Below are 22,135 nucleotides of genomic sequence, written 5' to 3' on the forward strand. Positions count from 1 at the left end.
CCTATATTGTTTTAAAATAATCGAAGGGCTCACCACAGTCGCTGCATTGAAACAGCGCCTTACAGGCCGTAGAGCCAAATTCACTGACTCGCACCGTATTTTCAGAGCCACATTGGGGGCAAGGCACATGTTGCTCAGGCGTCGCCCCTGTCTCAGTATCTTGCGGTGGAGCGATACCATAATTACGCAGTTTTTTCCTGCCCTCCGATGACATCCACTCGGTAGTCCAGGCCGGAGCCAGTTGGGCCTTGATTTCGTGATCGGTCAGGCCGCCTGCATTCAACGCCACTTCGATATCGCTGCGAATGGTGTCCATCGCGGGGCAACCCGAGTAGGTGGGTGTGATTGTGACAATGACCTTACCCGCTATTACCTCAACATCTCGCAACACACCGAGATCCCATATCGATAGTGCCGGAATCTCAGGGTCCTTGACCTGGTCGAGCAGGTCCCAAATCTCCGCACAACTGGAGTTTTGCCGATACTGTTCGCGCTCATACTGTTCCTGGGATATCAGTGGAATAAGGTTCATAGTTTTACTATCTGTACCCTCAGGGTTACCTTTCTGTGCGTTCAAAACTGCGTACCTCCAGGCTTTTCATTTACCCAGGCTCAGGGCGGTTTACCACTGACAGCCCGGGTAGGCTCTGTAGACCGACTGCATATCGGTCAACAAGTGACCCAGGTTTTCGGTATGGTAGCCGACACGCCCACCGCGCACAGCCCAATCGCCGGCCGGAATTTCCAGAGTAGCCTCACTGAGAATGGCCTTAATTTCAACTTCCCACTGTGCCTTGAGGCGGGTGGTGTCAACCGCGATGCCCGCATCCACAAGTTGCTGTTCCAGCTCATCCAGCTCGAACATCTCGAAGGTATACCCCCAGAGGGCGTCGACCGCGGTTTGCGCACGTTGATGGCTCTCCTCCGTGCCGTCACCCAGGCGCAGCACCCATTCCCGGCTGCGGCGCAAGTGATACCGGGTTTCCTTGCTCGCCTTGGCAGCGATCGCGGCCAGGGTTGCATCCTTGGATTTAACCAACTCGGCAAGAAAGCCTGTATTGAATGCGTCCACCAGCAACTGCCGCACCTGGGTGTAGGCAAAATCGCCTTTGGGCAGCTCATTGATCAGCAGATTTTTATATTCACGGGCATCGCGCATATAGGCGAAGTCGTCTTCCGTCCTGCCGTCACCGGCGAGTTCCGCGGCATAGCCGTAGAACATTCGGGCGCGGCCGATATAGTCCAGCGCCACATTGCCTAACGCAATATCCTCCTCCAAAAAGGGGCCGTTGCTTACCCACTCCGAAATTCTGTGCCCCAGCACGACCGAGTCGTCGCCGAGGCGCAGCGCGTATTCCAGCGTCGCCTGTTTTAAATCTGTAGCACTCATCATTGATTCTCCGGGCTCGCTTACATGTTGTTAACAGGATCGGGAAGCTTGTAGTAAGTCGCGTGCCGATAGGGCTTATCATCCGAGGGGTCGTAAAAGCTCTCCGCATCGTCTTCCTGGGAAGCACAGATGTCGTCGGACTTCACCACCCAGATGCTCACACCCTCGCTGCGGCGCGTATAAACATCGCGCGCGTACTCCAGGGCTTGCTCGTGGTCTTCCGCGTGCAGGCTGCCCACATGCTTGTGATCCAGCCCGCGCTTGGAGCGGATAAAAACTTCAAATAATTCCAGGTTTTCGGGTTTCATAACGGGTACTCCGATATCTCGTTCAGCCTTGCCTTATGCAGCATGCCGGGATTTTTTGGCGCTCTTCTTCTCGTTATAAGCAGTTATCGCATCGCGAACCCATGCGCCTTCCTCATGGGCCTTGACGTGGTGTTCGATCCGCTGACGATTGCAGTGACCGTTGCCATTGATCACATTGTAGAATTCATCCCAGTCAAGATCTCCGTGATCGTAATGACCACGCTCTTCGTTCCACTTGAGTTCCTTGTCCGGGTGTTCCAGCCCGAGGTACTCGATCTGGGGTACGGTTTGGTCGATAAATTTCTGGCGCAGGTCATCATTGGTCTCGCGCTTGATTTTCCACTCCATCGATTTGGCGGAGTGTGCAGACTCGGAGTCGTGGGGGCCGAACATCATCAACGCGGGCCAGTAAAAACGGTTGAGCGAATCCTGCGCCATTTTTTTCTGCTCTGCACTGCCGTGGGCCAGCGCAATCATAAGCTCGTAACCCTGGCGCTGGTGGAAGCTCTCCTCCTTGCAGATACGGATCATGCCGCGGGCATAGGGGCCATAGGAGGTCCGCTGCAGAGAGACCTGATTAACAATAGCGGCACCGTCGACCAGCCAGCCGATCGCACCGATATCACCCCAGGTCTGGGTGGGGTAGTTAAAGATGGATGCGTACTTGGCCGCGCCGGTTTGCAGCGCTTCGATCATCTCCGCCCGCGAAATACCCAGGGTCTCCGCCGAGCTGTACAAGTACAGACCATGACCGGCCTCGTCCTGCACCTTCGACAACAACACCGCCTTGCGGCGCAAAGAGGGTGCCCGAGTAATCCAGTTGCCCTCGGGCTGCATGCCGATGACTTCTGAATGGGCGTGCTGTTGTATTTGGCGGATCAGGTTCTTGCGGTAAGCGTCCGGCATCCAATCCTTGGGCTCGATCTTCTCTTCCGCCTCAATCTTGCGCATAAAGTTTTTTTCAGGATCCATACTCATGACCATTATTCCCCGCTGCATCAGTTTACGTGGTCTATATTATGATACACATATCTCTTTGTAAAGCTTTATTATGTGTCATAAATAGGCAGTTTTGGTTGAGCGCACTCCTGGCTAAATCGAGTGTGACGGGTTCACCAAGCCCGAACAAGTAAACCCTGTGCCGACTCCAGCCTCGTTATCAAACCACTCTCCGAGCACATAACCCCTGAGTTTTCTTCGGCATCAGCAAAGTATCCTTGCGTTAATTCGAAATCGCTATATACAAGATAAGCATTTATTCCGGATGTTATAAAAATACGAACTAGTGGAGCTGGTCGTTAATTGCATATATGACATGGATACTCAGGAGAAATACGGTAACCGGGACAAACTTGTTTAGTTGCCGAACAATGGCTGGCGGATTGCTTTTACTGTATTCACTGGAGGTGTGAAGCGCGGCAACAAATTTTGTCAGCCACAAGTAAATAACGGTGACTCCAAGTGAACCCAGCAGCCATGCGAGAACAGTGCTTTTGGCCCAGTAGTCCTGCTGGAACACAAAAATCATTACCGCCATAGGTGGTTCAAGAAATAACAGCCCTCTGTCCAGGCCGGAAAGGAGCCCGGTATCGTTTGGATCCGGTTTCAGGAAGAGGTAGCCGCTACCGAGATAGATCCAGAAAACCGAGAATATGGCCAGAATACAGGCTGAGACAGTATGACCGGCCTGGATGGCCAATATTAAACATACACAATGGGGGAGCGCGCCACAAAGCAGAAGGAGCAGCCCGCCGAATTTTGGTGGCAGCATTTTCATGGATAGCCCGATAAAAATACCACAGACCAGATAGATGCTGGTTAGCGCCAAAAGAATAACGTTAAAATCATGCATAAAGGTGTTGCCCTTAACTAATTAAAAATTTATTTATTCATGGGTATGATGACATTGGTCGCGCTGGCCGATGCTATGTGTTTGCCCGCCTCGTCATGCAGGTCCGCATGGGAAAACGAAATGGTGCGCCCCTTGCGAATAACCCTGGCTGTGCCGACATAGACTCCCGCCGGTGCCGGACGCAGGAATTCGACATTAAGATTCGTGGTGCCAATGGAGTAGCCTTCATCCAGGTCGGCAAGCAGTAAGACGGCCATGGTGAAATCCAGCATGCCCGCAACGATACCGCCTTGAACTACCCCGCCGCCGTGGAGAAAACGTTCATCGGTGACAAAGGACAGACGCGCTTCCATCGCATCCATATCCAGCGCATCGATGGTCGAGGTGAGTAATTCGGCGATGGGCGACGCCCGAAATTCCACCGGAAACACCTGCTCATCAACAACTTTGCGTAACTCGCGTTGAAATAAATCGTATGCCATTGTGCGCCTCCTTACAGGGGCCTGAATATGTTTGCCGAAATCGGTTGCCAGTTTAGGTAACGCAAAGCGACCCGCTGGTTAGAACAATAACAACAGCGCTGGCGGTGAGAATGCCCTATTGTCCTGGTTTGGCCTGGCTTGGGCAGGCACTATGCCACGGTTACCCTGTATGTCACGGTCACCTTGTATGTCACGGTTACCTTGTACACCACGGTTATCTTGCGTAGCGTAAAGTGACAGCAGCTTCCGTCATCTGCTCGACCTGAGCACGGCTAAAGGGCAATGGCTTGTGTTCAAAGCGCTGATAGAGCTCCATCTGATCGGCGTAGTGCGGGCTTCTGGAGCCGTCGGGTGCAATAAACCCGCTCTGTCCCGGAGGAGCCACATCGGAACCCTCGATGTGCGAGCCGCGGGCGATAAAGAGATTGTTTTCCGTACCCCGATTCATCACCACCGGTAACGACATTTCGTTGTCTACCGTGGTCTGGCGCACCCCACGAAAGTTGTTAACACCAAAAACAAGCGGATGCGGCTTGACCCGCCAGGCCGCTATATCCGTGCCGTGCTCAGTTTGCAGTTGCGCCAGCGCAGCAGTGAAGGTTTCAACCAATAGCTGGGCCGGGTCCTGGCCGTTAAAGAAATCGAAGCCGCTGATCTCCCCGTTCCGGTGTTGATCCAGGATGCGCACTAAAGCCTTGGTTCCCGGCGATGCGCCCACCGCTCCGGTGATCCTGCCGGTGGGATAGCCCGGCGAGGCGAAACGGAAAAAGAACTTATCGCCGATATCGTCGGCAAATACTCGGGCTAGCAACCGCTTGAGCCAGGCCTCCATGATCGCCGGCCCGGCGCTGTCGAAGTAGCCATCGGCGTCCTTATCCCACCAGTATTTGTCCCAGCCCTGCAGTTCAGCCAACCCGGCGCTGGTGAGCGCAGACTGCTTTGCCCCGGCCAGGGCGTCAGTCAAGTAGGGCAACAAATAGGCGACATTGACATCGGCATAGGAGGTGCGGCTGTTGATGTCCCATACCTGCTCAGCTGTCAGGCTTTGTCGGGCTACCAGCTCGTCGATGATGGTATCGGCGCGATCCACCCTGCCCCAGTTTTTCCACCACATATCGATAGCGCGCCAACCCCGCGCCGGCCGATTATTCCAGTTCTGGATATAACCCTGCTCGGGGTTGTAGACGTAGGGATTGCTTTCGAAGGGCAGCCAGCCCTGCCAGTCCATGGAGCCATCGCCCTTGGCCGGGAACCGACTGTCGTGCTGGGCGTGGCGCAGCGGATACTTGCCGCCGTGGGTGTAGCCAATATTGCCCTCGCTATCGATATAGTAAAAGTTGATATTGATGGCAATACGCGCAACATAGTTACGCCACTGGGAGAAGTTTTTCGCCTTCGGCATGTCCACCCACGCCATCATGGTCTCCAGTTCGTGGTCTTCCCAGGCGCGCTTCTTGCTAAAGGCAACGCCCTTGGCACTGTCGTGCAGAATCACCGGCCCATGCACACTGCGATAAAACGTGACACTGGTGGGCTGCTGCCCTTTGACCGGAATTTGTTCGTCACGCCGCTCAAAAAACCGATAGCTGCCCTGGTACAGGTATTGATCTGGGTTTTCAGGATTCAGTTGCAGCTCGAAGATATCGACCTGGTCGCCATATCCCGCGGTGCTGCCCCAGCCGATAGAGTTATTGTGCGCAAACAACACCGCGGGATAGGCCAACATGGTGTTACCCACCACGTCCCAGTCTGCACCGTGCAGGCCGACGCCGTACACATAGGAAGGGTTGATCCAGCCAAACTGCGGGCCGTTTACCAGCACCGCCTTGGCATCCCGGGCCTTGTGCTTATTCACCAGCCACACATTGCTGGTGGTGGGAAATCCGGCCGTGCCGGAATTACCCGATAGCGCATAGTGCTTGTTCAGATAGGCACTCCGCTCTTCGTCACTCGCGATAGCCAGGTGTCCGCCACTGGCATCCATGGCAAGCCGTACCGGCGGGTTAATGTCCCGGTCGGTTAGATAGGAGGGTGGATTGGTGGGGTTTTGCCTGTTGCCAGATTGCAAGCTGCTGTCATCGGGCACCGTAGTCGGTGAGTCGCTATCGTAGAGCGGCTGCACCGTATTGACGATCTTCCAGGCTTCGTCGTCGGTATAACGGGTGCGGAGATTCTGGTAGAAGGCCAGGTTATTGAGCTCCTCATTGAAATCCGCATAGCGGTGGGCCATGCTGCCCGCAAAGATCATTGCCACTTCATAGGCGGTGAGCCTGGAAGGCATGAATCCGTAATCCAGGAATTCTTTCGGCATCAGCTTCTCGGGACGCTTGTTCACTTCCGCCAGCCAGCTGTTATAACCTGCAGCGTAACCCTCCAGCACATCGCGATGCTCCTCACTGAGCGCCGCCATCTGCCGACGAATGGAATCAGGATCAAAGCCCTGGCGCACCTGCTTATCGACCTCGACAAAGTCTGCGCCCAATACCTCGGCCGCTGTACCCGTCACCGTCCGTTTGGTCATTTCCATCTGGAACAAGCGGTCCTGCGCCACAGCGTAGCCGTAGCCGTAAAACACGCCAAAATTATCTTCGGCATAGATATGGGGTACGCCGTAACTGTCACGCTTGATGGTCACTTCCCCTGCACCTTTGCCGGGTAGTGAATTTACAGTGCAACCGGCCAGAATGAGGCACATTAAGCTGGCAACCAGCCACCGGGATCGTGCATGCATGATCGGTACTCCTTACGTTAGGCACGGAAAAAAAGGGTGCATGTAAAATGCACCCATCGAGCTTATCCGTTCAGTTGAACAGCTAGTAGTTCTGCCAGGTTACTGACACACCGTAGGTGGCAGGCGCGCCCCATACACCAACAGCGGAGCCGGCGAAGTTATAGGCATGGGAGATGTATTCCTCGTCGGACAGGTTTTTGCCCCACAATGCTACCAGCCATTTCTCATCGCTGGACTGCCAGGCGATCCGCCCGTTCCAGAGCCCAAACTCCTCTATTACAACGTCCTCGTTGAGATAGTCACCAACCTGTTCATCGCTGTAGGCGTAGTCGAGACGGAATTTCAAGTTGCCCGATTCGATCGGATACTCGTAATTCACAGTAGCGGTAAAGGTATTCTCAGGCGCCTGGCGCAGCGCACCACCTGATGCGTCGACGTTGCCAAGGTTGAAATCCTTGGTTTCCGTATCGAGGTAGGCGTAGTTACCGGACAGCTGCAGGTTGTCAGTGACCGCCCAAATCGCCTCCATTTCCAGCCCTTTGATCTCCGCTTCACCCAGATTGACTGTGGTGAAGAATTCGTTGGGGTTACCCGACCCCGGAATAACACCAAAGCGAACCGCCTGCAGGTCCGTATAGTCCATGTAGTAAGCGGTGAGGTTAAGCCGCACGGTATGGTCAAAGAAGTCGCCTTTCATACCGACTTCGTAGTTGATCACCTCTTCCGGATCAACCGCTGCATGGGCTAATTTAATCGGGGGGATATTGGGAAAGCCGCCGCTCTTGAAGCCCTTGGCGATGCTGCCGAAGATCATCACATCATCAGTGACTCGGTAATCCACGGCAACCTTGGGCGATACATCCTCCCAGCTTTCATCGGCTGTGCTGAAAAAGCTCTCTGCCATAAAGAAGGTTCCGGCCGAGACGCCATTACAAATGGCCATACTTTGCGCGGCGACGAACGGATCCGTGATTGTCGCCGGATCGTCTGCACAGCGGATATTCAATGCAGTCACATCCTTTTTATCACGGGTAAAGCGCAAGCCCAAATGCAGCGACAGCTCGTTGGTCAGGGCCCAACTGGCCTGTCCATAGGCGGCAAAGCTCTCTGTTTCGTTGGTTGCGAAGTGCGTAGATCGCGCAGTTTCGAGCAGCGGTGGGCCGGCAGAGAAAACCCGAAAGGATTCCGAGCGGTCGGTCTCTTCCTGCAGATAATAGAGGCCCGCGACGAAGTTAAAATCCCCATCGAGCTGTGACGTCCAGCGCAGCTCCTGGCTTAACTGGTCAGTCTGTTCCTGAATATCATCGAGCAGATCGGCATCCGCGCCAAACACACCCGCGATTCCCGATGAGGCCATCTGCCAGTCAGTTTCCGACTCGCGCCAGGCGGTAATGGAAGTCAGGGTGCCGCTGCCCAAATCGAAATTGACACTCAGGTTGGCGCCCTGGGCGTCTCTTTTGGACCCGCCTTCGATCGGGGTGGCTACCTTGTGAGGATTGGCTCGTCCGGAGCCTTGCGCTTCGGCCAGCGCATTCAGGGGGCCGGCGAAGGGTGTACGCCCCATATCCTCAGATTCCTCGTCCATGAAATCTGCGGAGAATATTACCTCAGTGTTGTTGGATGCATGCCAGAGCAGCTGAACACGCCCCGAATCCTTATTCGCATCAGCCTGGTCCTTGTTCAGCGCCACGTTTCGTACATAGCCATCGTGCTCATTGTGGCTAAAGGAGACTTTGCCCAGCAGGTTTTCCGCCAAGGCGCCACTCACCAGCCCCTCGTACTTCATGTGACCCTCATTTCCAACCGAAACCGTACCCTTAACGGTCAGGTCTTCGGTGGGCTTGGAGGTAACAATGTTGATCGCACCACCGATGGCATTGCGGCCAAACAGGGTTCCCTGGGGGCCTCGCAGTATCTCAATGCGCTCCAGGTCGTAAAGATCAAAGTTAATATTGGAGGGGCGGCCAATGTACACCCCGTCCAGAAAAGCCGTCACGGAGTTATCCATTCCCGGCCCGTCGTCCGCCGATGTAATTCCCCGCAGTGATATCAGCGCCTGTCCCGGCGCGAACTCAGCGTAGGACATGCCAGGCGCATACAGCGCTACTTCTGTTGCGCCGCGAATATCGGCCTCTTCCATCATTTCGCCCGCCATAGCTGTTACTGAAACCGGGACGTCCTGTAGATTCTCTTCACGGTGCTGTGCGGTTACTATTATTTCCTCAATGGCCGCCATGGTGGGCGCGGCAATTGTCGCTGCTGCAATCCCGGAGATAGCCAGATTCAGAATCGATCGCTTGAGCATGTTGGTCTCCAATTTATTTTATTAGTCTTAGCTGCCAAACAGTTTTGTCAGAACGTGACACAATTAATTAAGTGCACACCATTATTGTGTAACACTTTTTAAGAGATGTCCAACCTATTCTATCGGGCGCCTGTCCGCAACCTGCCCATGCTTGTTTTAAGGTCATTGCTGTGCAGACAGGAACCCATAGATTTCAAGAACTTACTGAATTGAGGGAGGCGGAACCGGCACCTGTGGGGGATAAAAAAATGAGATTCTTTACGGCGCCTATCTGAAAATTATTCTTAAAATTATAGTTGTAACTTGATACCAGGCTGAACAGCCTGGCGCGCATTCAAAGGTATGCACTTAAAGGTTAGGAATCAAACGTGAGGAATCAAAGGTTAGCACTCAAAGTGCCACTCGATCGAGTCGCAGAGTTCACTATCCGCTTCCTTGATGTGGCGCACTATGGCAGCTGATAAATGAATCAACTCCAATGGCTCGGCAGCACGGAAAGCCCACCAGTAGCGGCACAATCCGTGCCTTGACTTTATTTTCCAGGCGTCATGTCATGTTGATGCCCGCGACGCCGCGCCGTGTTCAAACACGGCAGAAACGGTTGTTTCGACAAGCCTCTACGGGTCAAGCCCCATCGATAAACCTGCCACCGCCATAAACCTTACGTTGCAATAACGGCGAGACGCGGTAACGATCTTCACCATAGGTGTACAACAGGTTCTTTAAAACCTGTTCTATATAAACAAGACCAATATGATCAGCCCAGGCCAAAGGCCCCTGGGGGTAGTTCACCCCATCGCGCATGGCCGTATCCACCGCCTCGGCATTGCACACTTGCTGGTTGACCGCATCTGCCCCTTCATTCGCCAGCGCGCACAATGTCCGCATTACGACCATACCGGGTATATCGTCAATCACCGAGACCTGCTTGCCGATGGCCTTGAACAAGCCAATCGCCTTATCCAGTGACGCAGCGTCAGCCTGGTCAGAAGCACAGATCGCAATTCGTTGCGCATTGCTATAATCCAGCGCCAGGTCAAACAGAACTACATTGGGGTTGTCACTCTGGGCACTGACTTGAGTCGCCGTTCGACCGTCCGTTAGTCGCACCATCACACCTTCTATTTCGATACAGCTATCACCTGAGGTCGGTTTGGCGTCTATCTCAATACCGGCATTGGCAAACTGGTTACGCAGGGGCTCGCAAACACCCAACTCACCGTAAATGCTGATACGGCCAGGCTTGAACCCTGAATCTGCATTCGAGGGGACTGCAGCAACGGCTTGCTCGCTATAGTCATAGAAACCACGGCCACTTTTGCGCCCCAGAAACCCGGCATTTACGTACTCCAGTTGCACCACTGCAGGCTTGAAGCGGGGATCCTGGTAAAAAGCGTTAAACACCGACTCGGACACGGCATAATTGACGTCGTTGCCAATAAGATCCATCAGTTCGAAGGGGCCCATGCGAAAACCACCACTCTCCCTGGCAATGGCATCTATGGTGGGGATATCCGCTCCGCCCTCCTGAAACACTCGCATGGCTTCCGTATAAAATGGCCGCGCGACGCGGTTGACGATAAAGCCGGGTGTCGATTTTGCGTGCACGGGATTCTTGCCCCAGGCCAACGCTGTTTCGTAAACGCATGCAGCAATCTTCGGGTCAGTGGCAACGCCGCTGATGACCTCGACCAGCTTCATAACCGGTGCCGGATTAAAAAAATGCATGCCCACCAAATTCCACGGCCGCTTCAAGCCGGCACCAATCGCTGTTACCGATATAGAAGAGGTATTGGTAGCCAGTATCACATCGTCACTACAGATGTCTTCCAGCCCCGCAAAGACCTTTTGCTTGATCTCAAGGCTTTCCACAATGGCTTCGATAATAAAGGACGCGTCAGCCAACGCTTCCATAGCTTCATGAGGCTCGATCCGAGCGACCAGTGCGGCGGCCTCAGCGTCACTCATCTTGCCCCGCGCCACCTGTCGCGCCAGCCCCGTGCGAATATTGTCGATGCCACTGGTCGCAGCACCTGGCGCGGTGTCGAATAACTTCACTCTGTGACCGGCCGCGGCAGCGACCTGGGCAATACCTGCACCCATGGTGCCAGCACCAATGACGCCGATTATTTTGTCTGCTGTTAAGCTAACCATGTTATTCACAACCCTCATTCACCTTTAAATACTGGAAATACTGGCGGGCGCTTTTCCATAAACGCAGTTACACCTTTCCGGTTATCCTGAGCTTTTGCCCTGAGCTGTTATCCAGAATTGTTATTCTATGCGCCCTTGAAATTCGGTTTTCTCTTTTCCAGAAAAGCGTTAATGCCTTCGTTTCTGTCCTCGGTACCGGCCAGCATGACAAACGCCTTGCGCTCATATTTTAGCCCTGCTTCCAGTGACGTCTCGAACGCATTGAGGAGCACATCCTTGGCCTGTTCTACGGCAATTGGCGGCTTTGCGGCAATCTTGCCGGCGATTTCAAGAGCGCGTTCGATACTGGCCTCGGGTAGGGTTACGTCTGAAACAAGGCCCGCCGCCAGGGCTTCTGCGGCGGATATAAACTCTCCCGCCAGCACCATTTTCATGGCCAGTGATTTCCCCACTGCGCGAATCAACCGCTGGGTACCGCCTGCGCCAGGGATAATGCCCATATTTATTTCCGGCTGGCCAAATTTTGCGGTCTCGCCGGCGACAACGATATCGGCGTGCATAACCAGTTCACAGCCGGCCCCGAGCGCATAGCCATTGACCGCCGCGATAAGCGGCTTTCGGAAATCACTGATTCGCTGCCACAGCTGCGGGCGCGGCTCATACAGAATGCCCAACATATCCGCTTCACTCATCGCCTTTAAGTCGGCCCCGGCGGCAAAAACCTCGGCACCACCGGTGATCACTACGGCGCGGACATCCTTACGGGCCCCGAAATCCTCGAGCACAGACACCAGCTCTTCCAGGACGGCGGTCGACAGGGCATTTAACACTTTCGGGCGGTTGATCGTGATCAACGCGACACCACTGGCGGGATGATCCAGCAATAGATATTTGAGGTTATTCATTTTGGCTTCAGCATAATCTCCAGAAGGGTAGGCATAATACTTCAAACAGATACACATTTCTACATATATAGATAATGTATGTATCATTATTTTGGCTGTCAGCTTACACCATGATTCAAAAGTTATTATCAGGAGTGACGTTATAGCCAAGTGCAATATTGACTTTGTCATGCCCGGCCTCGCTGGTTGGCATCAGCTCCGTGGTGATGGATGGCGCCGACATCGACCTGCCACCGGCACCGGCACCATTTCAAAATGGATTTCGTACGGCCTGCAGTGAGGACTGAAAATACAAACTAATCACTCGTGGATATGCTATCTGCCTGTTTAATCTTTCTGCTTGTTCGTGCCTGGCGAATGCCCACCTTGCGCAACTGCCAATCCAAATATTTAATAATTAAAACCCCTCTATATGCAGCACAATAGCAACCAATTCCAATTTGTATTGGTTATACTAACCCCCTTCACGACGCTGGATATTCCCATGAAATATTTTAACCTCGTACTGTGCCTGGGCGCTGTGGCAATTTTCTCCGGCTGTAGCGACGCAACGCCGCCACAATCCGCTGCGGATATCGCCCCACCCGCGGTTATGGTTGTCGAAGTCCAGCGGCGTGACATCAATGAGGTCGCGGAAGATGTTGCTCGCACTGAGGCGACAGCCCGCGTCGAGATTCGCGCCCAGGTTACCGGTATTCTCAAGTCCCGGGCGTTCGCCGAGGGATCATTTGTCAATCAGGGTGACCTGCTCCTTGAAATCGACCCGGCCCAGTTCGAGGCTGACCTGGCTGTGGCCGCCGCCGCGGTTGCCCACGCCAAAGCTGCGCAGAAAAAAGCCGACTTGTACCTCGCCCGACTTAAAGGCATGCGCGCGGGTGCTGTCGCTGCCGTCGACCTCGACGCCGCCATCAGCGAAGCCGCGGTTGCTGAGGCAAACTTGCAACAGATGGAGGCACAGTGGAAGCTGGCCAAGCTTGACCTGGATCACACCCGTATCACCGCTCCCATCAGTGGTCGTATCGGCGCCAGCACCATCGATGTGGGCAACCTGGTTAGCGCCAACGGCGACAGCCTGGCGACCATTGTGCAGTCAAACCCCATTGAAGTGTCCTGGTCAATCAGCGAACGATTATTGACCAACTTTAAAGCGGAGATGCTCTCCATAAATGAGGAACCGGTGATCGTTGACAAGGTCATTCCCCGGCTGCGCCTTTCCAATGGCGAGGAATATACGCACACGGGCGAAATATTTTTTGTCGATAACGAAGTCAACCCGAGAACCGGGACGGTTACCATTCGCGCCCGCTTTGCCAATGGGGAAGGCCTGCTGATCCCGGGGCAATTTGTCACCGCGCTGCTGCAGTTGCGCCGCAGCCAGAGTCGACTGTTGATTCCCCAGGCTGCAGTCCAGCAGGACATGCAGGGCTACTTTGTGCTGGTGGTAACAGCGGATAATCGGGTGGAGCAGCGCCACGTTGAACTGGGCAACAGGTTTGGCACGGAGTGGATCGTCAACCAGGGCCTGGAGAGCGGAGAATGGATTGTCTATCAGGGGCTGGAGAAGGTCAGGCCGGGCATAACCGTTAACCCCGCCAGAAATACCTCAGCCCTGGGGAAGCCAGCGACAATGATCAGCGATGCCATCCCTGCCGCAGAGAGTGATAACAAACAGCCCGGTGGGAGCCAGCCATGATCAGTCATTTCTCCATCGACCGGCCACGTTTCGCTTACGTGGTGTCGATCCTGATTGTACTGGCGGGATTGATCTCCCTGCGCTCACTGCCGATTGAACAATACCCCGATATTACCCCGCCCCAAATCCAGGTCTCGACCTCCTATCCCGGGGCTAACGCCGAGACGGTGGAAGCGACCATCGCCACCGTTATCGAAGCCCAGGTGAACGGCGTCGAGGGCATGAGTTACATGTCGTCCACCAGTAGTAATAACGGCAGCTACTCATTAACCGTGACCTTTGAGCTCGGGGTCGACCCGGATATCGCCGCCGTCAATGTCCAAAACCGGGTGTCTCTGGCAACCTCCGGCCTGCCCCAGGAAGTAGTCCGCCAGGGTATAACCGTCAGCAAGAAATCCACCAGCATGCTGGTGGTCTACGGATTGACGTCAGACAACGAAGACTTCGACGAATTGTTTCTGGCCAATTACGCCAGCATCAATATTCTCAACAACCTGGCCCGGGTACCGGGTGTGGGCGGTGTAGGCGCGTTCGGTGCCGGGGAATACGGTATGCGTATCTGGCTCGACCCCGATCATCTCGCCAATCTCGGCCTCACGGTTGACGACGTTAGCAGCGCCATCAAGGACCAAAACCTGCAAGCGGCCGCAGGTCGAGTCGGGCAACCACCCGGCGACAGCGCAACCCAGTTTCAATACACCCTCACCACCCAGGGGCGCCTGTCACAACCGGCGGAGTTTGAGCGTATTATTGTCCGCGCCGACCACGACGCGTCCATTTTGCGTCTCGGGGAAGTGGCACGAGTCGAGCTGGGGGCCAGGTCCTACGACTCCACGGCGCGACTCAATGGACAGCCGGCGGCCATGTTTGCGGTATATCAATTACCGGGTTCCAACGCGCTGCAGGTTGCCACCGCAGTGGAGCGGGAAGTACAGCGCCTGGCGGAGCAATTTCCGCAAGGGATAAGCGCCATTAAAGTCCATGACAGCAGCGAGTTTATCCGGGTTTCCTTGCAGGAACTGGTAGAAACCCTGTTTATCGCAGTAATCCTGGTGGTCGCGGTTGTCTATCTATTTCTGCAGGACTGGCGCGCCACGCTTATACCCGCGCTGGCGATTCCGGTATCGTTAATTGGCACCTTCGCGGTGTTCAACCTGGTCGGCTTTAGCATCAACACCATCAGCCTGTTCGGGTTGGTGCTGGCCATCGGCCTGGTTGTCGATGATGCCATTGTGGTTATTGAAAACGTGCAGCGCCATATGAACAACGGCGAGTCGCCGCTGCTGGCGACCCGGCGCGCAATGTCGGAAGTGACCAACCCGATCATTGCCACTACCCTGGTACTGCTCGCGGTGTTTGTGCCGATTGCGTTTGCCGGGGGGATTGCCGGCCGCCTCTATCAACAATTCGCGCTGACCATCGCCGTTGCTGTCACCATCTCCTCGCTGGTGGCTTTAACATTGAGCCCGGCGTTGTGTGCCACATTACTGAGGTCCCGGCCGGCAAGATCACCGGGTTCCGCGTTCAGCCGCTTCAATCGCGGCTTTGACCGTTTGACCACCCACTATGTCGCAGCCGCCAGCGGGCTGACCAGACGCCTGGGCATATCCACTGCGCTGCTGCTCCTGGTCGGCATCGCCACTCTGGGCTTGTATACCTCAACCCCAACGGGTTTTCTGCCGGAGGAAGATCAGGGGGTAGTATTCGTCAATTTTCAGTTACCGGATGGCGCATCGTTATCGCGCACCGATACCTTAATGAGCGAAGCGGAGCAGCTCTTGCGCAAAATACCGGGGGTTGACAAGGTTATCGCCGTGCGCGGTTATTCCCTCCTCGCCGGCAGCCGCTCCAACGGTGGTTTCGCTGTCGTGCGGCTAAAACCCTGGGGTCAGCGCAGTAGCCCGGCAACCAGCGCTGCGGCCATTGCCGGACGAATCTGGAGTGAACTCGGCAGCATACCCGGCGCCACCATCGTCGCCTTTGCCCCGCCGCCTATCGCCGGGGTAGGTTCCATGGGGGGCTTCGAACTGGCGCTGCAGGACCGCGGTAACGGTACTCCGGCGGACCTGGCGCGGGTGACCCGAGGCTTCACCTACGCCGCCAATCAGCAGCCGGCTATTGCCCGCGCATTTACGTCTTTTTCCGCCGAAGTACCGCAGATTCACCTGGCTATCGACCGCGACCAGGTGCAGGCGCTGGGTGTATCCCTGGCCAGTGTGTTCAGTGCCCTGCAGACCAACCTGGGATCCATGGTGGTCAATGATTTCAATATGTATGGCCACACCTACAAAGTGATGCTGCAGGCAGAGTCCCAATTTCGCGACAACCCGGCGGATATCGGTCGCTTCAGTGTGCGCAGCAGCAACGGCGACATGATCCCCCTGGCGGCATTGTTGCGCACCGAACCCACCCTGGGTCCCGAGTCATTGACCAGGCACAACATGTTTCGCTCGGCCAGCATCAGCGGTTCCGCCAACCCCGGGGCAAGCACCGGCACAGCCATGGCGGCGCTGGAGGCACTGACCGCCGCCACCCTGCCGGACAATATGGGTTTCGAGTGGACGGGCAGTTCGCTGCAGGAAAAACAGACAGCACCGATCTGGCCCACCCTGTTGCTGTCGCTGGTGTTTGTGTTCCTGGTATTGGTCGCCCTGTATGAAAGCTGGAGCTTTCCCATCGCCGTTATCCTGATAGTACCTGTGGCAGTAGTGGGTGCTCTTGGTGCCGTGCTGTTGCGCAACCTGTCGCTCGACCTGTACGTGCAGATTGGCCTGATCATGCTGACCGGGCTCGCCACCAAACAGGCGATTCTCATAGTCGAGTTCGCCAAAGAAAAACTGGAACTGGATGGTATGTCGATACTCGAGGCAGCCAGGGAAGCGGCCCAATTGCGCTTTCGCGCGATTATTATGACCGCGTTCTCCTTTATACTCGGGATACTGCCACTGGTGTTTGCCAGCGGCGCCGGTGCCGGCGCTCGTATTTCCCTGGGAACCGTCGTGTTTGGCGGCATGTTGCTGGTGACGACACTGGGTACCCTGCTGATTCCGGCGTTCTTCGCTATGATAGCGCGCGACCCCATTGCTGCCACAACGACTGACTCGCGACGCCAGGGCACCGGGTCTGCAGTACCGGAAAGCCAGTCACCCAGTCAGGGTTAGGTGCAAGACAGGGGCATCCGGTGTCCAATTGCTGCAGGCGTCGGGACAAATCCGGCTGATCTTCCATAGTGTCGTACTCAAAATTCAAACAAAAAAAGGGCTACCTGAGTAGCCCCGTTAATACCTAAAGCGTCTACCTCTACATTTCCCAGATAAGATCCACACCCCAGGTTCTCGGCTCGCCGTATTGCACCAGGTTGAGACCCAGGGCATCACCGTAGTTGAAACCAAAGTTGCGATGCTCATCATCGAGCATATTCTTGCCCCACAGGGCTAGAGTAAAATTGCCACTATCTGTGTCAAGGTTCCAGGCTAGTCGACCGTTAACAATAGTGCGCTCGTCAACTGTGGCCTGCTCAAAAACCACCGGCGTATCAGGCAGCCTATTACCATTGGTGTCATAGTTACCCACACTCGCAGTAATCGGCACTGTTTCGGTGCTCCAGCTGCCGTTCAACGACAAGTGCAAGCTGCTGTCGCCTTTATCCAGAATAGTCCAGTCCACACCCGCCATCAGTTGATTAGACGGCGACATACCACGCTGTGCGATATTGCTCATCTCTAACACCTGACCACCGTCCAGCGTTGACCCAACGCTATCCGGGTATTCTTCGTAATCACCGTGGATATAGTTGTAGGACAGAGTTAAGATCAATGCGTCCGTAGCCGCCACTTCCAGCGAGGCTTCCACGCCATAGCGCTCAGCAACACCGGCATTGGTGATAGCACTGGTTACACTGCCATTGGATTGCGGCAACAAGGTCGACACCTGCAGGTCGGTGTATTCATAGGTGTAAACACTGGCATTGAAACGCGCACGTCCGTCGAGCAGATCCGACTTTAAGCCGATCTCGTAACTTTCAATGGTTTCCTCATTGAAGGCATCGGCGTTGTCATTGACAGAGTCATAGAAGTCACCGTTGAAACCACCACTGCGATAACCGGTTGAATAGGTTGCGAACACATTCATATCGTCATTGATAATGTATTGCACGGTGAACTTGCCGGACAAATTGTAGAAGTTTTCTTCAAAACTCTTGCCAAACACACCCGCTACTTCCGCTTGCGTTTCGGCCAATTCGTCGACCACATAGTTGTCCGCAACTGGCCCACCAAAGAAGCCAAATGGATTCGAAGAGCTGCGCCACAGGTAATCGATGGTTTTCTTCTCGTGGGTGTAACGTAAACCACCGGTAAACGACCAATCGCTGTAATCGGCGGGTGTCCAGGTGGCCTGGGCAAATACTGAGCTTGCTTCAGTGGTCAGATCGTGGGACGAAGTCGCGCTGGAAGCGAGCGGAAAGGACGCGGTACGATTGTTGCGAAACTCCGACTCATCATCGTAATAATACACACCGATTGCGTACTCCAGGGAATCGGTAGCGCCCACCATTTGCAACTCCTGGGAGAATTGCTGGTGATCGATGTGCGCAAAATTACTGAATACTGGTGCATCACCACGGGCAAGGATAGCGTTTACCAACGCTTGCCCGACCGCAAATTCATTGGCTGCTGGCACATTAGGACTGATGGAATCAAAAAACAAGCCACCAATAGTGAGCAGCGGCAATTCGTGAATCACACCGCCATTAACCGAGTTGTCCATGCCATCGATATCACCCTGATTGAAGTTTTCCACTTCGCGCACACCGGTGATGGATTTAAACTCTACATCGCCAAACACACCCAGGTCATCCACCTGCCAGGCCACGCTAAGAGAGTGACCATTCACCTCGTTAGAGGAAGTCTGGTCCATATCATTGGAAAATTTCGACGGACGCTTGGAGGTGCTGCTCAACTGATCATTGGCGTAGGCCAAATAATCCGTCATCCATGCATCCAGCTGTTGTACTTCCGCCACCTGGGGCAGAAAACCCAGACCAGCCTTGGTTGCGGCAACGGCATTAATTCTATCGCGACTCAACACCGAAACGTTGTTCGGAAAACCGGGCGCCGCCAGCACACCCGCACCCATTGGGTTGAAGCCCACCACATCCAGCCCCTGCCCATTTTCATCCAGCTCATCACGGGAATAAGAGTAGTCTACTGTGACCGCATCCGTGGGGCGCCAGGCCAGTGAAAAGCGACCACCAGAGCGGTCGATATTTTCGAATCCATCGCCGCCGGCACGGCTATTGTCATACAGGTGATCGCGTTCGCGCTTGTAGCCAGACAGGGAAATTCCCAAATCGTCAGACAGCGGAACGTCGACTCGAGCATTCGCCGCTCTATAGCCGTAATCGCCCGCCGACACCTTGACCTTTGCCCCCAGCTCTTCCTGCGGCTTTTTGGTAATAAAGTTGATGGCACCGCCGGTTGAGTTGCGCCCATAGAGTGTACCCTGTGGCCCTTTGAGCACCTCTATCCGCTCCAGATCCATGGCATCGACGCCGTTACCCGATGACTTGCCCAAAAAGATGCCATCAATGTATATGGCGTTAGCGGGGTCCACGGAAACGCTATTAGCATTACCGGCACTGATGCCACGCATGGATATACTGATGTTACCGCGCGATGATGGCGCCTCGTAACCACTGACACCCGGTGTCGACGCGAACAGATCGGTCAGCTCAGCAACGCCTTTATTCTCTATGTCACTGGAGGTCATCGCACTGATCGACAGCGGCGTTTCCTGCAGGCTTTCCGCGCGTTTTTGCGCGGTGACTATAATTTCTTCAAGCACCGCGGCGCTGGCGGTATTGACTGTGGCAAAATTGGCCGCAACAATACTGCCAAATAACACCGTTCTGCAGAGCACGCCTTGTTTGGTTGATTTGGTATTCATTTCACCTCTCCTTAATTATCACTTAATTATTACTGTTACCTGGATCACTGTTGCCTGGCACGGTTAAATAACGCCGCGCCTTTATAATTTATTACCGTAATTACCTGGCCCTGCTATCGCGCCGCTATCTACGGCTGTTTCTCATTGATACCTTCCGGCTCCAGGGAGATCAGCAAGTGTCTGGACATATCTCCATAGAAGTCCGTCAGTACTGTTCTCTCACGGAATTGCCAACGTTGATTGCGGCATACAAAGGTATCGTGGTAACGGCCTGAAACAATAACCTCCACTGGCCAATCAGCGCGTTCCTGGTACACCATAAAATACGATCTTGCTGCTGCCGTATTTCTGTCTTCATCGATTTCGATGATCATGTTACTGACTATATTTTTGGTGCAGGGCGTTCCGGTGTCCTCGTAGATACGTATCGCCGCCGTGGTCATCTCCAGCACTTCCTGGTAGCCGCGCTTGCGCCATAGATCCGCCATCCAGTTAATCTCGCCTTCTCTGAACAGTTCCGCCAGGGATTCAAAATCACCCAAATCGATACTCTCAGCGTATCGGTAGATCAGGTTTTCAATTTGCCGGTAACCATTCATAGTCTGATTTTATCGCGTGCAGTTTGCTGACAACATACTGAGAGAATAGCCAGTTGCAGCGGTTCCGAGTAGCACGTAACAGGTCAGTCATATGGTCCTAAAGCGTCAACGCAATCTATACCGACAACGGGTAAAAACAGCCCTAATAAACAGTGTGGGATCATTGCATCACAGCACCCTGGATGCGGCAAGCTGACCAGTTAGTTCGTTTGGCTTAAAGCGTCTGCGACCAGCGCCCTGCGCCGCTTGGCACAGGGCTGTGGATCCCCGCCTGCGCGGGGATGACAAAAAAAAGGCCTCGGTGTGACAAAAAAAGCCTCGGGATGACAAAAAAAGGCCTCGGTGTAAAAAAAAAGCCTCGGGATGACAAAAAAAGGCCTCGGTGTGAAAAAAAGCCTCGGGATGACAAAAAAAGGCCTCGGTGTGAGAAAAAAATGACCCGAGGATGAGAAAACATGAACCGGGGATGAAAAACAATGAACTTCTGGAGGGGCACTAACTATGATTTGAGTAAAGTTTGCAATCTAACCGGCACTACTTCTATGCTGGAACAGTAGACAACCAACCTTTAGCCAGAAGTAACAGTCTTGAGGTTGTCACTGTATGCTTTCGGGGTCATGCCGGTCCAGTTGCGAAACGACCGAACAAAGGAGCTGGGTTCGGCGTAACCCAACAAGTCGGACAGGTCAGTTATTTTGATATCGCCGCCGCGCAGGTATTCAATTGCCGTAGCACAGCGTATTTCGTCCTTCAAAATTTGATAGCTGGTCTTTTCCTTGAGCAGGCGGCGACGCAAACTGGATTCCGACATATGCAGGCGCTGGGCCAGCTCGGAGAAAGTGGGAATGCCGTTTTTGAAGTCGATACCCACCAAGGACTTGATGGCAGCACTGGTACTGGCCGGCTTTTTCTCAATGGCAATCAATTGATAGACCGCGTCATCGAGAAACTGCTGCAGTGATTCCGGCGTGTGCACGAGCCTGAAACCCAGGGTCTCTGCCGGCAGCACCAGCTGATTCTGCTCGGCATTGAACTCAACCGGGCAATCCACCACGCCGGCTAAACTCCTGTGGTAGTCATCACCGATTGTCGGCCCCGCAATCGACAAACTGGTTGCATCTATAGAGCGGCCGATCAGCCAGCCACAGAATGCGTGCCACAACAATAGGCCCGAGGCTTTGGCCACCGTGTCGAAGGTGGTGGCACGGCTCCAGCTCTGCGGCACGAAGATGGGATTAATCCTGGCGGTGTCGACGTCGTAGTGCAGCACGGCGTGATCGCCCACGGCGTCCACTCGAAAAGTACGGCCGCTCATGGGACTGAGCATGGCTTCAAAGCGCTGGGCTCTGGCCAGCGCCTCGCCGAGAGTATTGCAAGTAATGAGCGCGTGGCACATCAACTCAAACGCATCTGTACCTATACCCCCCGCCCAGGGGATGGCGGGGTCCAACTTTTCCAGTTCACCTACCACCAACCGATACAAGCTTGAATAGTAGCGGGCGGATACGGTTTTTTCCGCTGCCGCGGCCATGACCTTGTCGTAGTTAAGACCCGTTTCAGCCACCAGTGTTCGCGCATCAATCCCGATCCGTGCGCTGTAATCCAGCAAATTGTGGAATTTTTTCACGGTGATCAAAATATCGTGCATGGCGGCAACGGTCTCCTGCAGGCCTCGGCGTCCCAGCACCCTGTCATCTGCGAACTGAAAAGCCAACTAATTAGAATTAAGATGTCGTGTAACGATTATGGCCGATGGTTAACATAGCTTTG

16 protein-coding genes are annotated in these 22,135 nt (G+C 54.4%); 3 read left to right on the forward strand and 13 right to left on the reverse strand.

The window, feature by feature from the left end; translation table 11 throughout:
- Position 1 precedes the first annotated feature (1 nt).
- The 10 genes from paaD to paaF all read right to left on the reverse strand — a co-directional run bounded on the left by paaD (position 2) and on the right by paaF (position 12,298).
- Positions 2 to 532, reverse strand: a complete 531-nt coding sequence (paaD, locus tag G8764_RS03780) for a 1,2-phenylacetyl-CoA epoxidase subunit PaaD (RefSeq protein WP_166161994.1) — start codon at positions 530 to 532, stop codon at positions 2 to 4.
- Positions 533 to 622: 90 nt separating this feature from the next.
- A complete protein-coding gene (paaC, locus tag G8764_RS03785) occupies positions 623 to 1,393 on the reverse strand; it encodes a 1,2-phenylacetyl-CoA epoxidase subunit PaaC (RefSeq protein ID WP_243748540.1) in 771 nt (256 codons plus the stop codon).
- A 17-nt stretch (positions 1,394 to 1,410) separates the two neighbouring features.
- A complete protein-coding gene (paaB, locus tag G8764_RS03790) occupies positions 1,411 to 1,698 on the reverse strand; it encodes a 1,2-phenylacetyl-CoA epoxidase subunit PaaB (protein WP_166161996.1) in 288 nt (95 codons plus the stop codon).
- Between the two features lie 33 nt (positions 1,699 to 1,731).
- The gene (gene paaA / locus G8764_RS03795; RefSeq protein WP_243748541.1) at positions 1,732 to 2,676 is read right to left on the reverse strand and encodes a 1,2-phenylacetyl-CoA epoxidase subunit PaaA; all 945 of its coding nucleotides are present in this window, start codon (positions 2,674 to 2,676) and stop codon (positions 1,732 to 1,734) included.
- 304 nt (positions 2,677 to 2,980) lie between these two features.
- Positions 2,981 to 3,550 (reverse strand): hypothetical protein, encoded by a 570-nt coding sequence (locus G8764_RS03800; RefSeq protein ID WP_166161998.1) that lies wholly within the window; start codon positions 3,548 to 3,550, stop codon positions 2,981 to 2,983.
- Between the two features lie 29 nt (positions 3,551 to 3,579).
- Complete coding sequence (locus tag G8764_RS03805) at positions 3,580 to 4,032, reverse strand: PaaI family thioesterase (RefSeq protein WP_166162000.1); 453 nt, start codon at positions 4,030 to 4,032, stop codon at positions 3,580 to 3,582.
- A 214-nt stretch (positions 4,033 to 4,246) separates the two neighbouring features.
- Positions 4,247 to 6,667 carry a penicillin acylase family protein gene (locus G8764_RS03810; protein WP_166162002.1) on the reverse strand — a complete coding sequence of 807 codons (2,421 nt, stop codon included), beginning with the start codon at positions 6,665 to 6,667 and terminating at the stop codon, positions 4,247 to 4,249.
- Positions 6,668 to 6,845: 178 nt separating this feature from the next.
- Positions 6,846 to 9,068, reverse strand: a complete 2,223-nt coding sequence (locus G8764_RS03815) for a TonB-dependent receptor (RefSeq protein ID WP_166162004.1) — start codon at positions 9,066 to 9,068, stop codon at positions 6,846 to 6,848.
- Positions 9,069 to 9,692: 624 nt separating this feature from the next.
- A complete protein-coding gene (paaH, locus tag G8764_RS03820) occupies positions 9,693 to 11,222 on the reverse strand; it encodes a 3-hydroxyacyl-CoA dehydrogenase PaaH (protein ID WP_166163025.1) in 1,530 nt (509 codons plus the stop codon).
- A gap of 125 nt (positions 11,223 to 11,347) precedes the next feature.
- Entirely contained in the window at positions 11,348 to 12,298 is a 951-nt protein-coding gene (paaF, locus tag G8764_RS03825) for a 2,3-dehydroadipyl-CoA hydratase PaaF (protein WP_243748542.1), read from the reverse strand.
- On the opposite strand from paaF, the gene G8764_RS22700 reads away from it, so the two are divergent.
- From G8764_RS22700 to G8764_RS03835, 3 genes are all read left to right on the forward strand, one after another.
- Complete coding sequence (locus tag G8764_RS22700) at positions 12,286 to 12,414, forward strand: hypothetical protein (RefSeq protein WP_279538395.1); 129 nt, start codon at positions 12,286 to 12,288, stop codon at positions 12,412 to 12,414. The genes paaF and G8764_RS22700 overlap by 13 nt on opposite strands.
- Positions 12,415 to 12,611: 197 nt before the next feature.
- A complete protein-coding gene (locus G8764_RS03830; protein WP_166162006.1) occupies positions 12,612 to 13,820 on the forward strand; it encodes an efflux RND transporter periplasmic adaptor subunit in 1,209 nt (402 codons plus the stop codon).
- Positions 13,817 to 16,981 (forward strand): efflux RND transporter permease subunit, encoded by a 3,165-nt coding sequence (locus tag G8764_RS03835; protein WP_166162008.1) that lies wholly within the window; start codon positions 13,817 to 13,819, stop codon positions 16,979 to 16,981. The genes G8764_RS03830 and G8764_RS03835 overlap by 4 nt, the downstream gene beginning before the upstream one ends.
- A gap of 139 nt (positions 16,982 to 17,120) precedes the next feature.
- Here G8764_RS03835 and G8764_RS03840 read toward each other — a convergent pair whose 3' ends face one another.
- From G8764_RS03840 to G8764_RS03850, 3 genes are all read right to left on the reverse strand, one after another.
- Positions 17,121 to 19,766, reverse strand: coding sequence for a TonB-dependent receptor (locus tag G8764_RS03840; protein WP_166162010.1), 2,646 nt, complete (start codon positions 19,764 to 19,766; stop codon positions 17,121 to 17,123).
- Between the two features lie 128 nt (positions 19,767 to 19,894).
- Entirely contained in the window at positions 19,895 to 20,365 is a 471-nt protein-coding gene (locus G8764_RS03845) for a nuclear transport factor 2 family protein (RefSeq protein ID WP_166162012.1), read from the reverse strand.
- Between the two features lie 568 nt (positions 20,366 to 20,933).
- Entirely contained in the window at positions 20,934 to 22,052 is a 1,119-nt protein-coding gene (locus tag G8764_RS03850) for an AraC family transcriptional regulator ligand-binding domain-containing protein (protein ID WP_166162014.1), read from the reverse strand.
- Between the last annotated feature and the right edge of the window lie 83 nt (positions 22,053 to 22,135).

The organism is Pseudomaricurvus alcaniphilus (assembly GCF_011440395.1).
Classification (GTDB): Bacteria; Pseudomonadota; Gammaproteobacteria; order Pseudomonadales; family Cellvibrionaceae; genus Pseudomaricurvus; species Pseudomaricurvus alcaniphilus.

Coding starts and splice junctions, on each gene's coding strand:
- G8764_RS03830 (WP_166162006.1), top strand. CDS start 12,612: ATGAAATATTTTAACCTCGTACTGTGCCTGGGCGCTGTGGCAATTTTC.
- paaB (WP_166161996.1), bottom strand. CDS start 1,698: ATGAAACCCGAAAACCTGGAATTATTTGAAGTTTTTATCCGCTCCAAG.
- G8764_RS03835 (WP_166162008.1), top strand. CDS start 13,817: ATGATCAGTCATTTCTCCATCGACCGGCCACGTTTCGCTTACGTGGTG.
- paaA (WP_243748541.1), bottom strand. CDS start 2,676: ATGAGTATGGATCCTGAAAAAAACTTTATGCGCAAGATTGAGGCGGAA.
- G8764_RS03840 (WP_166162010.1), bottom strand. CDS start 19,766: ATGAATACCAAATCAACCAAACAAGGCGTGCTCTGCAGAACGGTGTTA.
- G8764_RS03845 (WP_166162012.1), bottom strand. CDS start 20,365: ATGAATGGTTACCGGCAAATTGAAAACCTGATCTACCGATACGCTGAG.
- paaF (WP_243748542.1), bottom strand. CDS start 12,298: ATGACAAAGTCAATATTGCACTTGGCTATAACGTCACTCCTGATAATA.
- paaD (WP_166161994.1), bottom strand. CDS start 532: ATGAACCTTATTCCACTGATATCCCAGGAACAGTATGAGCGCGAACAG.
- G8764_RS03805 (WP_166162000.1), bottom strand. CDS start 4,032: ATGGCATACGATTTATTTCAACGCGAGTTACGCAAAGTTGTTGATGAG.
- G8764_RS03815 (WP_166162004.1), bottom strand. CDS start 9,068: ATGCTCAAGCGATCGATTCTGAATCTGGCTATCTCCGGGATTGCAGCA.
- paaH (WP_166163025.1), bottom strand. CDS start 11,222: ATGGTTAGCTTAACAGCAGACAAAATAATCGGCGTCATTGGTGCTGGC.
- G8764_RS03800 (WP_166161998.1), bottom strand. CDS start 3,550: ATGCATGATTTTAACGTTATTCTTTTGGCGCTAACCAGCATCTATCTG.
- paaC (WP_243748540.1), bottom strand. CDS start 1,393: ATGATGAGTGCTACAGATTTAAAACAGGCGACGCTGGAATACGCGCTG.